Origin of the sequence: Helicobacter pullorum, from assembly GCF_900638355.1 — a bacterium.
Taxonomy (GTDB): domain Bacteria; phylum Campylobacterota; class Campylobacteria; order Campylobacterales; family Helicobacteraceae; genus Helicobacter_D; species Helicobacter_D pullorum.
Genome location: NZ_LR134509.1, coordinates 1,049,871 through 1,064,269, shown reverse-complemented (window position 1 = coordinate 1,064,269; position 14,399 = coordinate 1,049,871). Strand labels below are relative to the sequence as shown.

Here is a 14,399-nt window from a genome sequence, read left to right as displayed (position 1 = left end):
GTAAATTTAAATACCTTATTAAAGGAGATAAAATGTCAAACAATCCTAATTCTGTCGTAGTATGGGGGGGGGGGGGGCAAATAAGCCTTTAATTAACTCTTTAAATACTCTCAATACTCTTAAAAACTCAAATCCTAAAGAACTTGCAAAGAATCTCAATAAGATTCAAAACTCAAATCAATTAGATTTAAACCATCTAAATGAATTAAAAGATTCAAGATTAGATTTAATTCAATTAGAATCAAAGATTCAAGATACAAAGAATCTAAATCAACTAAAAGAATCTAAAAATCTAAATAAGATTCAAGAGATTAATTTATCTAAAGAATCTAAAAATCTAAATAAGATTCAAATGAAATCCTCTAAAACTGCTCTTGGCAAAATCAGTATTTCTATTATTGCTAGTGTGTTATTGTCTCAAAACTTAGCAGCTTTACCTGCTGGGGGTAAATTCACTCATGGTAGTGGAAGTATTAAAGTAAATGGTAAAGTAATGAATATCACAGGCAATAATATAAACCATATTATTGCTTGGGGTGGTGGATTTAATATCAATAAAGGAGAAAGTGTTAATTTCCTAGGTAATAATAAAAGCTATCTAAACCTTGATTATACTAATAAAGCTTCACAAATATTAGGTAATCTTAATGGCAATGGCAATAATATCTATTTAGTTAATCCTAGTGGTGTCTTAATAGGAAAAGATGCAAGTATTAATGCAAATAAATTTGTAGCAAGTAATACTATTGATAATACAACACTTAATAATTTTAAAACTCAAACTAAATTAGTAGAATCTTTCTCTCCAGTGTTTCAACCTAATAAGGGGAATATTGTTAATCTAGGGAGTATTAGAGCTAAAGAGATAGTGCTAATAGGGAATGAGGTAAGAAATCAAGCTATCATCAAAGAAAATGGAAAAGAGACAATTATTACAGGAAGCTTTAGTGGGTATGATGATAAGAATCCAAATAGTAAAACTAAAAATGATTCTATTACTTTAGTAGGAAATATTGTAGATATTAATATCAATACAGGAATGATTGATACTAAACAAGTATGGATTGCTGCTAAAGACAAAGCTAGAATCAATCAATCCACAAGTGATATTTATTTTAATGGGAATAGGCTAGTAGGCAATAATGCTCTTAAAACTTCCAATGATTTAAATGCTTCGAATATTGAATGGATTGCTTATAATGGAATTACAAATCCAAAATCCATTGAAACCTATGCTTCAATTGCAAATTTGGAAGATTGGGCATATTTTGCTATGGGTTGGAATGAAGTGGGTTCCTCTAATCAATATGAATCTATACAAAATGTAAAAAACTATGAGTTGATTAATGATATTGACTTTATGGCAAATTGTCAAAATGGAGTTTGCACTGGACAAAATTATGCTGATTTTAATTTTACAAAATTAGGGATTGATATAGGGAGAGATGGCAATACTCAAAATGATAGAGTAAGTATGATTGTCGGTGAAGCAAAAATGTATGAAGGAAAGTATAGTGGAAGATTCAATGGTAATGGGCATACACTAAAAAATATCAATATTGAAGTTACAAATCCAGATGTAGGGGTAGCGGGTATTTTTGGTAGCACAAGTCATTATTCTGAAGGTTATGTATCTTTTGAGAATCTTATTGTTGATTATCAAGGAGGAAGTATAAAATCTTCTGGTAATAGTGGTGGATTATTAGGAGATAGTTATTATAATCAAAAAGGAGTTTTCTTTAATAATATAAAAATAAAAAATATTAATGAAATTTCCGGTAATGCTGCTGGTGGGTTTATAGGGTCTTTTGATTCTGGAAAGTATTTTTTAGAATCTTTAAGTAATATAAGTGTAAGCAATATTAATAAAATTATTGGGTTAGAGGCCGGAGGATTTGCTGGAAGTTTTCTGACTAATCTAACAAAAGAAGGGGTTATAAATAATGTTTATATTAATAATATAGGAATGATAGAAGGAAAATTAAGGGCAGGTGGTTTCATAGGAAGTTATACAGAACATTATTGGACTGGATTTAATTTGTATGATAAGATAGTGATTGGCAATATTGATTCTATTAAGGGGGAAGTAGCCGGAGGAATTTTTGGTGACGCTTCGCTTGGAGCAAATGATAGGTATTGTAGTGGTAGTGGATGTGTGCAAGAAAATGGGGTAGAAGATGGATTGGTAATTGCTTATAACATTAAATCTATACAAGGTAGCAAAGTAGATGGATTATTTGCAGGATATTTATCGCAGATAGCAACTGCTTCAGGACAACAGGCAAGAGATTCAATCATAGATAATATCTATATGTTCTTTGATAATAAAAACTATAATAATTTACCAAATAGTTTTGCTGAAGTAAAGATATTTGAAGATTCTTTGCCATATGATAGTCATTTTATAAAGGGTTCAAATGTGCATATCTATTTGACAGATACTGCCAAAATGAAAGAGATTAATTTTTCATCTGGTGGACATGGATTTGGAGTGGAAAATAAGCCTTTTTTATCAGAAAAATTGAATAATTTTGAAGAATTTCAAGAAATAGTTAAAGAAAAAATGGATATTTCCACCCCAACCCCTCCAAACATCAATGATTCAACTACAAATACTCTCCCCACCCTAGATATGGATAATCTCTTTAATAAAGGAGGATATTTTGATAGTAGTTCTTGGCTTACTAAAGACGACTTCAACCAATCCATCTTAAATGAGATTTTAGAGAATCTTTCCTTTGATATTTTATCTTTAATCACAGATACTAATTCCTTAGAATCTGCCTTGCAATCTTTAGACTTTTTATTGCATTTTATTAATGCAGATAAAAGTGGAGAAAGTGGAATAAGTCTAGGAAATGGAATCTATGGATTAATGGGTTATGCTTTAAATCAATCTCAAATTGATTTATTAAATAGCAATAATCTCTTAATCACTCAAAAACTAATTAGCTCTATTAATTCTCTATCTTTAGAGGATAAACACTATATTCAAGAATATAAACAAAAGCTAGAATCTTATCAAGCTAAGGCAAAAGAGTTTGAAGAATCTCTAAAAGTTATCTCTAGTGATAAACACCAAGCTTTGATTGAAGCTTTCAAACAAGAAAATGGCTATTATAGTTTATTAGATGATAGAGATAGGGCAGAAAAGATTATCAAAACAGCCATTAATAATAATGGAGAATTTAATCTTAATAATCCCTATAAGATTGCCAATGGAATTAATGTAAGCTTTAATCTTAATACCATAGAGGGAATTAATGATAAAGATGGCTTAAATCCTGATTTTACACTCCCTTCTGCTAATTCAAGCCTATTTGTTAAAGAGGATATTGAAGATGTCTTAATCCTCCCAGTACAAGAAAAACAAGAAGCTATTGTAGAAGATGGAAAAGAAAGAGGTAGATTATGTATTGTAAGTGATAATGCTAAGACAAATAATCCTTGTATGGCTATTACTTATTAATTAATTCTATTAGCTTAGGTTAATCCTAAGCTAAACTATATAAACACATTAACTCATTTTATCTAAGAGTTTGAACTCATAATAGAGATTAAAAAAAGATTTTAAAAAGATTCAAAATAAACAATGCAATAAAAACTTTTTTATTCTTGTTTGATTATTTTATAAACTCTAATACAAAATAAACATTTAAACTTTGAATCTTTTTAGAATCTTAAAAGAGATTCAATACTTTTAAATAATTGAATGATATTTCTAAGATTAAATTGAATTGTATTTTTAAGATTCTAAAGTATTAAGATATAGGAGGTGGAGAGAAATAAATAAAAAAATCAAGAAGTGTAGATTTTCTTTAATAGTTTATAAAACTATAAAATTGCGAACGAAATTAATCCAAAGGCAAACGCTTTTGGATTAAATCTAAGGTTGATTTGGCAAAAGCACAAAATCTTTTGAGCCATTGCTAGAATGATAGATAGTTGTGCCATAATTGAATGCAAAATATTGCATAAGAAGTTTTTGCAGAGTGGATTCAATACTAGGATAAAACCAAGCATTATTACTAATGGCAATAAGAAATTTTGGGGAGTTTTGATAATATTCTACTCTTGTGGCTTCATAGCAGATTGCGATTTGAAAAAAATGGTCTTTTAGGATTGTAGAATTTGGCGTTTTGTTTAAGCTGCTAGCAAAATCATTCCCACCTTTGAAAAAAACTTCGTTTATCCAATGGGCTATAAAATCAGGCAAAGGGATTTTTTCTCCAAAAGGGACTAGAATGACTTTGTTTAGAATCTCCATTTTGCCTTGCTGGAAGATATAGGCACTATTGTAAAAATTATTTTTATCTTTATTAACCCCTCCGGTTATAATCATAATATCTTGACTTAAGTTTTTTAGCGATTGTATTAAAGAAGGCTGTGTATTAAGAGCCATAGGGAAGGCAGTTTCAGGCAGAATAACCAAATCATAATTTTCTCGTTTGGCTTTTTGTATGAGGTTTAAATTGCTTTGGATTGTGGCATTTAGGTTTGCTAAATCCCAACGCAAATTTTGAGGGATATTTGTGGAGGTTGTTTTGATTTTGAGTGTGGATTTGTGGCTTTTTGGGTAGAGTGTTTGGCTAAAAAGACTAGTTGCAATCAAGGCAAACAATAGCAAGGATATGCCTATTTTGTAGAATCTTTTGTGAAGCAAAAAAGTAAAAATTGCTAAAGTGATGAGAAGCAAAAAAAGAATGCTTTTAGAGGGGAAAAAGTAGCTTTTGGTTAAGATTATTTCAGGGATAAACCAATTAAAACCAAAAGGGTGAATAAAGCTAGCAATAAGCAGGGTTGAGATTTTATAAAGGGGGTTTTGAAAATAACAAAACAAAAAAAATAAAAAACCAAAGATGATAATAAATGTAAGCCAAATTGCAGGCATAAGATAAGTTAAGTCATAAAATCGGAAGCTTAAAGCTACCCAATAAAACCACAAGATTCCGATTAACGCTCCGCAAATAAAAGCACCAAAACGAGAAAGATTGAGGTATAAAAACAATCCCAAAATTGCAAAAAGGCTCGAAAAAGGCTTGTAGTTAGAATCTCCAAAAAAATATTCCAAATAGATAAAAGCACTCAAAAGAAAAGCACTTAAAATTCCTATAAGAATTTGCGTGCGTTTATCTTGTGAGAAAACTAGCCCAAAACTTGATAATAAAGGCATTAATTGAAATTTCCAAAGTTGAGAGAAATTTCTAATTCCATTTTTTTAAGATGGGCAATGACTTTTTGAAGCTCATCAATATCTTTTGATTTTACTCGAATCTCATTTCCTTGAATTTGTGTTTGGACTTTGAATTTTTGATTTTTGATTTCTGCGTTGATGGTTTTTGCGTTTTTGTCATCTAGGGTATCATTGAGCTTGTAGGTTATTTTGAGATTTCCGCCACTTGAATTGTCTTTGGAAGTTTCTTTTAGGACTTTTAAAGAGAGATTGCGTTTGATGAGTTTGGAATCAAAAATATCTTTGATTGTTTTTGCTTTGTTTTCGCTTGTAGCAAGGATTGTGAGTGATTTTTCTTTTTCGTTGAATGTGATTTCTTTGGCTTTGTCATCTTTGAAATCAAAGCGGTTTGCAATTTCTTTTTTTGCCTGCTCTAAAGCATTTTTGAATTCTTGTATATCGACTTTTGCTGAAATGTCAAAACTATGTTCTTTAGCTGCCATTGTATGTATCCTTTTGTAAGTTTTATTGATAATTTTTACAAGATTTTATTTTATCATATCTTTTTTTAGGTTAGTTTTGTGTAAAATAGCAAAATTATTTATTTTATAAGTTACAAGGTTTTTTTAGTGGATAGTTTGAGTTATTTTGATTTGATTATTGGTGCTTTAATTTTGCTAATTGGAATTAAAGGAATAGTGAATGGTTTTATTCGAGAAGTGTTTGGATTGTTTGGAATTGTTGGTGGGGTGTATATCGCTTCGGTTTATTCAACTCAAGCTGGGGAATGGATAAGCCAAAATATCTATACTTTTGAAAATCCTTCTGCAATTGCATTGATTGGATTTTTGGTGTTGTTGATTGTGGTTTGGGTTGCAAGTTTGGTAGTGGCAGAAATACTTCAAAGAGCGGTTAATATGAGTTCGCAAAGCACAATGAATCGTATGCTTGGATTTTGCTTTGGGGCATTAAAAACCTTTATGATTTTTGCTGTGATTTTTTATGCAGTTTCTAACATTCAAATTGCCAAAGGGTTTATGCAAAAACATACGCAAAATAGCGTTTTGTATCCTTTGTTGCTAGATGCTGGAGAAGTGATTATAAAATTAGATGTGCCACAAGAAGAGGTAAAACAAGAGGCTATACCTCAAGAAAAGATACAAGAAACTGCAGAAGATATTGAAAACAAAGTAGATAATAGCTTAAGATAAGGAGTAGAAATTGTTTGAAGATGATATTTATATCCAAGGTAGAATCCAAAAAGCAAATTCCTTAAAAGAGCTTGGAATAAATCCTTATGGAAACGGCATTCAAAAAGAAATGGATTGTAAAACTTTTTTGGAAAAGTTTGAATCATTGACAAAGCTAGAAAGCGATGATAGAAAAGATACAAGCGTAAATGCTCAAGTGGCTGGACGCATAAAGTTTGTTCGTTTGATGGGGAAGGCTGCGTTTTTGAAAATTGAAGATAATAGTGGAATTTTGCAAATTTATCTTTCCAAAAATGAATTAGGTGAGAATTTTGAAATTTTCAAAAAATACATTGAAGTAGGGGATATCATCGTAGCTAAGGGCTTTCCTTTTGTGACTAAAACAGGGGAATTGAGTTTGCATGCTTTAGAATTCAAATTGCTTACAAAGGCTATTAGTCCATTGCCAGAAAAATATCATGGATTAGTAGATATTGAAATGCGTTATCGCCAAAGATATTTAGATTTGATTATGAATAAAGAAGTCAGGGATACTTTTGTATTGCGTTCTAAAATTGTAAGTTGTGTGAGAAGATTTTTTGAAGAAAATGGATTTTTGGAAGTAGAAACTCCGATGATGCACCCAATCCCCGGCGGTGCAAATGCAAAACCATTTGTAACATTCCATAATGCTCTAAATGTTGAACGATATTTGAGGATTGCCCCAGAATTGTATCTCAAAAGGCTTGTTGTAGGTGGATTTGAGGCTGTATTTGAGATTAATCGAAATTTTAGAAATGAGGGAATGGATCATTCACACAATCCAGAATTTACTATGATAGAGTTTTATTGGGCTTATAAAGATTACAAAGATTTGATTAAAATCACAAAAGCACTTTTTGATTATTTGTTTGCTCAATTAAATCTACCAAAAATTTTAAAATTCAATGAAAAAGAGATTGATTTTAGCGAGTTTAGAGAGATTTCTTATTTGGATTCTTTAGTGGAGATTGGCGGGATTCCACGAGAAGTTGCCACAGATAGAGATAAATTGTATGATTATTTGATTGCAAATAATGTCAAATTAGAATCCAAAATGGAATTAGGAAAACTTCAAAGTGAAGCTTTTGATGCGTTTGTGGAGGATAAGCTAATTAATCCTACTTTTATCACTGATTTTCCTATTGTGATTAGTCCGCTTGCTAGGCGTAATGATGAGAATCCAGAGATTGCAGATAGATTTGAGTTGTTTATTGGTGGAAGTGAAATCGCAAATGGCTTTAGTGAGCTTAATGATCCTTTGGATCAATATGAGAGGTTTAAAGAGCAGGTAATTGCTAAAGAAGCCGGTGATGAGGAAGCACAATATATGGATGAAGATTATATTACAGCACTTTCTTATGGTATGCCACCAACAGCGGGTGAGGGTATAGGGATAGATAGGCTTGTAATGCTATTAACTGGGCATAATATTATTAAAGATGTGATTTTATTCCCAGCACTTAAACCACAAAAAAAGGATTAAAATGAGTTATTTTTTGGAAAAATCAGATAAAGAAATCTTTGATATCATCGGAGAGGAATTAGAGCGTCAAAATACTCACTTAGAAATGATTGCAAGTGAGAATTTTACATTTCCTAGTGTAATGGAAGCAATGGGGAGTGTTTTGACAAATAAATATGCAGAGGGGTATCCTTATAAAAGATATTATGGTGGTTGCGAGTTTGTCGATAAGATAGAGGAATTGGCGATTAATCGTGCAAAAAAGCTTTTTGGGTGTGAATTTGCTAATGTGCAACCTCACGCAGGTTCTCAAGCAAATGCTGCTGTGTATGCAGCTTTACTTAAGCCTTATGATAAGATTTTGGGAATGGATTTGAGCCATGGAGGGCATCTTACTCATGGAGCAAAAGTAAGTATAACAGGGCAAATGTATCAAAGCTTTTTTTATGGTGTAGAATTAGATGGGTATATCAATTATGATAAAGTTCAAGAAATTGCAAGCATTACAAAACCAAACTTGATTGTTTGTGGGTTTAGTGCTTATTCTAGGGAATTGGATTTTAAGCGTTTTAGGGAAATAGCAGATAGTGTTGGAGCAATTTTGTTGGCAGATATTGCCCATGTCGCTGGGCTTGTTGTCGCTGGTGAATATCCTAATCCATTCCCTTATGCTGATGTAGTAACAACCACTACACATAAAACCTTAAGAGGTCCTCGTGGCGGAATGATACTGACTAATAATGAAGAATATGCCAAAAAGATTGATAAGGCTGTATTCCCGGGAATGCAGGGTGGTCCTTTGATGCATGTAATTGCGGGGAAAGCAGTCGGCTTTGGTGAGAATCTAAAACCAGAGTGGAAGCAATATGCCAAACAAGTAAAGGCTAATGCAAAAGTTTTGGCAGATGTTTTGCAAAAGAGAGGTTATAAAATTGTAAGTGGTGGGACTGATAATCACTTGGTATTATTGTCACTACTAGATAAGGACTTTAGTGGAAAAGATGCAGATTTGGCATTGGGGAATGCAGGAATTACAGTCAATAAAAATACAGTTCCGGGTGAAACTCGTAGCCCATTTGTTACAAGCGGAGTTAGGATTGGTTCTCCTGCATTGAGTGCTAGAGGATTTAAAGAAGCTGAATTTGATATTGTAGCAAATAAGATTGCAGATGTTTTAGATGATATACAAAATACTCAAAAGCAAGAGCAAATAAAAGATGAATTAAAGCAGCTTGCGTTAAAATTCCCTGTATATAATAAGGCGATATTTTAAATACAATATGAATGAAAAGAGGTAGAGAATGGTTACAGATATGGATTTAAAACTTATTAAAATGATTACTTCGCATTATTGGATAAAAGAAGCAGGAATTGGTCAAAAAATCCATCATAATGGAAGAATCTTCTATGATAAGTTTAAAAGAGTAGATGAACCACTCACAAGAACAATATTGCAAAGCCATTTTAGAAAAGAAATCACCGTCGCACATTCTTTGATTAATACTCAAGATAAGGTAGAAAATATCGTTTTTGATTATAATGGCTTTAATGCAGAAAGGTTTTGGCATCGCGCACAATTGCTTTTGAGGGAAGAGGGTTTTATTAATTTCACAGCTTATCAGACAAAAACGCCCGGACATTTGCACCTTTATGTGCATAAGGGGCATACAACTTTTCAGGAGGCGTGTCAATTAGCAAAAATGCTTGGAGCAAAGTTAGCACAAAAAATGCCAACAGAATGGAAAATGTTTCCTTCATTGGACATACCTAGAAGTTTTAATATTCTTGTGGTGCCTTATGGGGTTTATAATAAAGAGCGTGGTGCTTCTTGGTCAAAACATATGTAAAGGAGAAAAAATGATAGATACAAATGACAACAAAAAAGAAGAAAAAGGGTTGGAACTTGATGATTTGCTAATTAGCGATATTCAAGAAGAAGATGAAAAGGAAACAAAGAGCAAAAAAACTATTTTGTTGGTGGCAATTGGGATTGTAATTTTTGCAATTATTATTTTGATTGTTTATATGATGCAAAGTGGAAGTAAAAATGAAGTGGATACAAATGCACAAACAAATAAGCCAGTAGAAGAGGCTCAATTGCCAACAATGGCAAAAGAAGAGCAAAATACAGATTTTGGGCAAGTGCCAATTCAATCACAAAATACAAGCAATTCAGATGAGCAATTCCAAAAAATCATTGATCAAATTAAAGCACAACAAAAAGAACAACAAGAGGCATTGCCAAATCCTCCAAAAGAACAAGTGGCATTAGAAACTAATCAAGAAATTAAACAAAATACGATTAAATCATCAGAAACTAAAAATGCTACAACAACGACAGCAGAAGATTCCAAAAAACAAGAAGTTGGGATAGCAAAAGGCTTTTATATTCAAGTGGGTTCATTTAGTAAATCGCCCAACCAAAAAATACTCCAAACCATTAAAGAGTTAAGCTTTAGCCACCAAATGCAAAAGGCTGGAGGCGCAACTCGTTTGTTGGTAGGACCTTTTGCAACCAAAGAAGAAGCACAAAAAAACCTTCCTGTGATTAAAGATAAAATCAATAAGGACGCTTTCATCAAAGAAATTAAGTAGGCTTAGGCTTGCTTAATTAAAACTCTACAATAAAACCTCTATCTAAATTTGCCAAATCTTTGTAAAATTCTATTTTTTTGTGTGGAATTTTGTGTATAAAATTTTCTATACTTTGTCTTTGATTATAGCCCATTTCACAAATGAGGTGAGGAATTTTTGCATTATAAGCAAGCAAGATAATTTGGTGGAGAATCTCATCTCCCACTTCTCCGCCAAATAATGCTTTTGGTGGTTCATAAGAAAGAGAATGTGGAAGAATTTCATCATTTTTGATATAAGGCGGATTGGAGATTAATAAATCAAATGAGAGTTTGTTTTGTGTATTGAAATCCAAAAAGGCACTTTTATAAAGCTTGAGATTAGAAATTTTAAATTTTTTTAAATTGACATAAGCATTGAATAAAGATTCTGGTGAAATATCGCTAGCATAGAATTTCAAAGGATAATCTTGCAATAAAAGCGATAGCATAATGCTAATAATCCCACTACCGATTCCTATTTCTGCAATATTTTTGCAAGAGTGCTGCAAAATAATCTCTTTTGCTTTATCGATTAGAATTTCTGTTTCTGGGCGTGGGATTAAAGTGCCATGGGAAATATAAAATTCTTCCCCATAAAAACTCACTTTTTCTGTGAGATACTCAATAGGTTCGTATTGTTCTCGACGACAAATAAAATCAAGATAGCGAATTTCTTCAAAGTGTGAGAGAGCTTGTGTTTCATGGATATGGAGATAGATTCTTGGTTGATTTAAAACAAAAGAAAGTAAAATTTCAGATTCTAAGCGTGGTCGCAGTATTTGGCGAGCTTGAAGTCTTTTTGTGCCAAAATCTAAGGCTTCTTTGAGATTCAATAAGCGTCCTTAAAAGCTAATTTTTCACAATCTAATGCAATAAGACGTGCCATAAGCGGTGGGTGAGTATAATAAAAACGCATATAAAGTGGGTGTGAAAGTGGAAAAGAATTATTTTCTTTGACTAGCAATAAAAGGGCTTTTGCTAAGGCTTCTTTGCTCGTGAGATTTGCCCCAAACTCATCGGCATTGTATTCGTTTTTGCGACTAAAAAATCCAATAATAGGGGTAAAGTAAAATCCAATAGGTGCGCTTAAAAGAAGCAAGAACACAACAATGCTGTGTGGAGATTGTGTCAAGTTTGCTTGTGCAAAGAGGGATTGTGGAAAGTTTGCAATGATATTTAACAAAATAAAAACAAACAACAAAACTAACCCCATCATTTTATAAATATCAAGGTTTTTGAAATGCCCTAATTCATGCCCCAAAACAGCAAGAATCGAATCTTGTGGGATTTTTTCTAAAAGCGTATCAAATAAAACAACGCGTTTTGTTTTGCCAAGTCCTCCAAAATAAGCATTCAATCTCCCATCTCTACGAGAGGCATCCATCACAAAAATACCATTAGAATTAAAACCAACTTGGTTTAAAAGATTTTGTATAGAAGTTTTTAGATTTTCATCTTGTAAGGGAGTGAATTTATTAAAAATAGGCGCAATAAGAGTTGGATATAAAAGATTGATAGCGACAATTAAGATTGCACTAACAATAAAGGTATAAAATTCCCAGTATTGTATATTGGAAATAATCCATATAAAAATAAAAATCAAGATTCCGCCAACTACCAATAAAAGCAAGAAAGATTTAATGTTATCAAGAATAAAAAGCTTGATTCCGCCCTTTGCAAAACCAAATTGTTTATCAATAACTAGCGTTTTATAAGCCTCAAAAGGAAGTGAAAAGAGGCTTTGTATCAATAAAAATAGAAGGACAAAAACCACACTGCCTAAGAGTGAATGGGTATTGATAAAAGATTCCAAAAAATGCAATCCAAATGCAATCCAAATCCCTACTAGTATAAAATCGACTAAAGATTGCAAAAGGGAGATTTTTTCTTTGATGATTGAATAATTTGCCGCTTTGATAAATGATTGTGAATCTAAAATATAAGGTTTTTGGTATAATTGAGATTTTAAGAAACGAAGCTCTATGATACTAAGAAAAATTTTTGGTAGGGTAAAAAATATCCCATAACAAATAGCAAAAATCATTAACTTGTCCTCTATGAAATTATTGTTTTTGCGATTATATCAAATATTGATAAAATTTTTAATTTTAAAGGGATATTGCAGTGAATATTGTTATAATTTAATAATAAAGAATAGAATTTGGTGGGAGATATATGGCTTTTTTTGGACGCAATGATATTGCAATTGATTTAGGAACGGTTAATACAATTGTAAGAAATAATGTAGAAGAGATTATATTTTGTGAGGCGACTTGTATTGCATTGGAGGATACAAGAAATTTCAAAAGAGTTGTTTGCATTGGAGAGCAAGCTAAGAAAATGTTGGGGAGAGCCCCACAAAATTTTGAGATAGTCAATCCGCTTTTAAATGGTGCAATTAGTGATTTTGAGACTACTAAGATTTTTATTGGTGCATTAATTAATCTAGGTCAAACGCGTAATTTAGCACCTAGGGTTGGAATTAGTATCCCGCGGAATCTTACACAAGTAGAGAGACATTCTTTGCATGAGGCGGCAATGCTTGCTGGTGCAAAAGAGGTGTTTTTGATTGAGGATCCTTTTAGTGCAAGTGTTGGAGCAGGGTTGGATATTAGCACTTCTAGGGCAAAGATGATTATTGATGCAGGGGGCGGGTTAGTTGAAGTGAGTGTTATTTCTCTTGGCGGACTTGTTACAAGTGCTTTTACTAAAGAAGCTGGAGATTTTATTGATTATGCGTTGGTGGAATATTGCAGACACAATAAAAACATTAGTATTAGCAAAGAAATGGCAGAAAACATTAAGCGACAAATTAATGTTTTTGGGGATAATCCTATTATCAATATCGGTGCTAAATCCTTGGCAACAGGAATGCCTATTGCGTTTGAATTAAATTTAAATGATTTAAAAGAAGTGCTTTTATCTGGAATGTATAAAATTAAAAAAACAATTTTGGAAGCTATCCAAAAATCTCCAGCTCAAATTGCTCCAGATTTGATAGATGATGGGGCGATTCTCACGGGCGGAATGGCTCTAATAACAGGGATGAAAGAGTTTTTGGAAGAAGAGTTGAAAATGAAAATCAATCTTTCACCTAATCCTTTGTTAGATATTTCTAAAGGTGCTTGCATCATCATGCAAAATTATGAAGCTTATGATAGAGTAGAAGATAGGTGGGGAGGGGACCATAATTGACGCTACCTAAAGGGCTAAAGATTTGGTTTAGTAAAATGGGTGATAATGTTGCCTATCATGCTGGAGATTCTACTAAAAGAGAGGTTGAAGCAAACCATAAGAGACTTTTGGAATCTCAAGGGTTTTGTTTGGAGCAATTAGTATTCTTAAATCAAGTGCATGGTAAAGAGATTTTAAAAGCAAATCATTTTGGATTACTGGGGGAAGGAGATGGGATTTTAATCAATAAAAAAGGCATTGTTGGATTGATTATGGTCGCAGATTGCAATCCTATTGTAATTTTTGATTCGCAAAATAAAATATTAGTGATGTTGCATGCAGGTAGGCTTGGGGTAGAAAAAGGTATTGTTTTTGAGGCTTGTAAAGTCTTGCAAGAACAATATGGAAGTCATTTTCAGAATCTTTTTGCTTATGTGGGTCCATCAATTCGCAAATGTTGCTATGAAGTGCAAGAAGAAGTAATTAGTAAGCCACTAATGGAAGGAAAGATTCTCCAAAATAGCAAAATTTATTTGGATTTGGTTGCAGTTTTAAAAAGGCAATTTAATGAAATGGGGATTAATCATTATGAGATTAGCCCTATTTGCACTTGCTGTGATAAAAGGTATTTTTCTTATCGAAGAGATAAAAAATGCGGTAGATTTGGAATGTTTGCAAGTTTAGAATAAATTAGCTTTGAAGTAGAATTGATAAGCCAATTCTGCTGCTAAAGAGCAGAATTG

General features: G+C 32.3%; 12 protein-coding genes. 8 read left to right on the top strand and 4 right to left on the bottom strand.

Features of this window, described 5'->3' with window-relative positions:
* Window positions 1-61 precede the first annotated feature (61 nt).
* Complete coding sequence (locus EL247_RS05245) at window positions 62-3,469, top strand: filamentous hemagglutinin N-terminal domain-containing protein (protein ID WP_126442091.1); 3,408 nt, start codon at window positions 62-64, stop codon at window positions 3,467-3,469.
* Window positions 3,470-3,886: 417 nt separating this feature from the next.
* Here EL247_RS05245 and EL247_RS05240 read toward each other — a convergent pair whose 3' ends face one another.
* Both EL247_RS05240 and EL247_RS05235 read right to left on the bottom strand, forming a co-directional pair.
* The gene (locus EL247_RS05240; protein ID WP_104745325.1) at window positions 3,887-5,173 is read right to left on the bottom strand and encodes an apolipoprotein N-acyltransferase; all 1,287 of its coding nucleotides are present in this window, start codon (window positions 5,171-5,173) and stop codon (window positions 3,887-3,889) included.
* On the bottom strand, window positions 5,173-5,676 hold the full coding sequence (locus EL247_RS05235) for a YajQ family cyclic di-GMP-binding protein (protein WP_054194870.1): 504 nt from the start codon (window positions 5,674-5,676) through the stop codon (window positions 5,173-5,175). Before EL247_RS05235 ends, EL247_RS05240 begins: the two co-directional genes overlap by 1 nt.
* Window positions 5,677-5,802: 126 nt before the next feature.
* Between EL247_RS05235 and EL247_RS05230 the strand changes: the two genes are divergently transcribed.
* The 5 genes from EL247_RS05230 to EL247_RS05210 are packed head-to-tail and all read left to right on the top strand — an operon-like array spanning window position 5,803 to window position 10,462.
* Window positions 5,803-6,384 carry a CvpA family protein gene (locus tag EL247_RS05230; RefSeq protein ID WP_054197690.1) on the top strand — a complete coding sequence of 194 codons (582 nt, stop codon included), beginning with the start codon at window positions 5,803-5,805 and terminating at the stop codon, window positions 6,382-6,384.
* A 10-nt stretch (window positions 6,385-6,394) separates the two neighbouring features.
* Window positions 6,395-7,888 carry a lysine--tRNA ligase gene (lysS, locus tag EL247_RS05225; protein WP_005020882.1) on the top strand — a complete coding sequence of 498 codons (1,494 nt, stop codon included), beginning with the start codon at window positions 6,395-6,397 and terminating at the stop codon, window positions 7,886-7,888.
* 1 nt (window position 7,889) lies between these two features.
* A complete protein-coding gene (locus tag EL247_RS05220; RefSeq protein ID WP_054194873.1) occupies window positions 7,890-9,140 on the top strand; it encodes a serine hydroxymethyltransferase in 1,251 nt (416 codons plus the stop codon).
* 28 nt (window positions 9,141-9,168) lie between these two features.
* A complete protein-coding gene (locus EL247_RS05215) occupies window positions 9,169-9,714 on the top strand; it encodes a DUF1882 domain-containing protein (RefSeq protein ID WP_054194874.1) in 546 nt (181 codons plus the stop codon).
* 10 nt (window positions 9,715-9,724) lie between these two features.
* Window positions 9,725-10,462: an SPOR domain-containing protein gene (locus tag EL247_RS05210; RefSeq protein ID WP_232019734.1), complete on the top strand. Its 738-nt coding sequence runs from the start codon at window positions 9,725-9,727 to the stop codon at window positions 10,460-10,462.
* Window positions 10,463-10,478: 16 nt separating this feature from the next.
* Here the strand turns inward: EL247_RS05210 and EL247_RS05205 are convergent, their stop codons facing one another.
* Together EL247_RS05205 and EL247_RS05200 are read right to left on the bottom strand one after the other, a co-directional pair.
* Entirely contained in the window at window positions 10,479-11,315 is an 837-nt protein-coding gene (locus EL247_RS05205) for a HemK/PrmC family methyltransferase (protein ID WP_104745323.1), read from the bottom strand.
* Complete coding sequence (locus EL247_RS05200) at window positions 11,312-12,526, bottom strand: M48 family metallopeptidase (protein WP_104745322.1); 1,215 nt, start codon at window positions 12,524-12,526, stop codon at window positions 11,312-11,314. Before EL247_RS05200 ends, EL247_RS05205 begins: the two co-directional genes overlap by 4 nt.
* A 131-nt stretch (window positions 12,527-12,657) precedes the next feature.
* On the opposite strand from EL247_RS05200, the gene EL247_RS05195 reads away from it, so the two are divergent.
* On the top strand, window positions 12,658-13,677 hold the full coding sequence (locus EL247_RS05195) for a rod shape-determining protein (RefSeq protein ID WP_060661094.1): 1,020 nt from the start codon (window positions 12,658-12,660) through the stop codon (window positions 13,675-13,677).
* A complete protein-coding gene (locus tag EL247_RS05190) occupies window positions 13,674-14,345 on the top strand; it encodes a polyphenol oxidase family protein (protein WP_104745321.1) in 672 nt (223 codons plus the stop codon). The genes EL247_RS05195 and EL247_RS05190 overlap by 4 nt, the downstream gene beginning before the upstream one ends.
* The last annotated feature ends 54 nt before the right edge of the window (window positions 14,346-14,399 follow it).

Bases quoted from the DNA above. Each gene is read 5' to 3' on its own strand.
- EL247_RS05200 (WP_104745322.1), bottom strand. From the start codon at position 12,526: ATGATTTTTGCTATTTGTTATGGGATATTTTTTACCCTACCAAAAATT.
- EL247_RS05220 (WP_054194873.1), top strand. From the start codon at position 7,890: ATGAGTTATTTTTTGGAAAAATCAGATAAAGAAATCTTTGATATCATC.
- EL247_RS05215 (WP_054194874.1), top strand. From the start codon at position 9,169: ATGGTTACAGATATGGATTTAAAACTTATTAAAATGATTACTTCGCAT.
- EL247_RS05235 (WP_054194870.1), bottom strand. From the start codon at position 5,676: ATGGCAGCTAAAGAACATAGTTTTGACATTTCAGCAAAAGTCGATATA.
- EL247_RS05240 (WP_104745325.1), bottom strand. From the start codon at position 5,173: ATGCCTTTATTATCAAGTTTTGGGCTAGTTTTCTCACAAGATAAACGC.
- EL247_RS05245 (WP_126442091.1), top strand. From the start codon at position 62: ATGGGGGGGGGGGGGGCAAATAAGCCTTTAATTAACTCTTTAAATACT.
- EL247_RS05195 (WP_060661094.1), top strand. From the start codon at position 12,658: ATGGCTTTTTTTGGACGCAATGATATTGCAATTGATTTAGGAACGGTT.
- EL247_RS05210 (WP_232019734.1), top strand. From the start codon at position 9,725: ATGATAGATACAAATGACAACAAAAAAGAAGAAAAAGGGTTGGAACTT.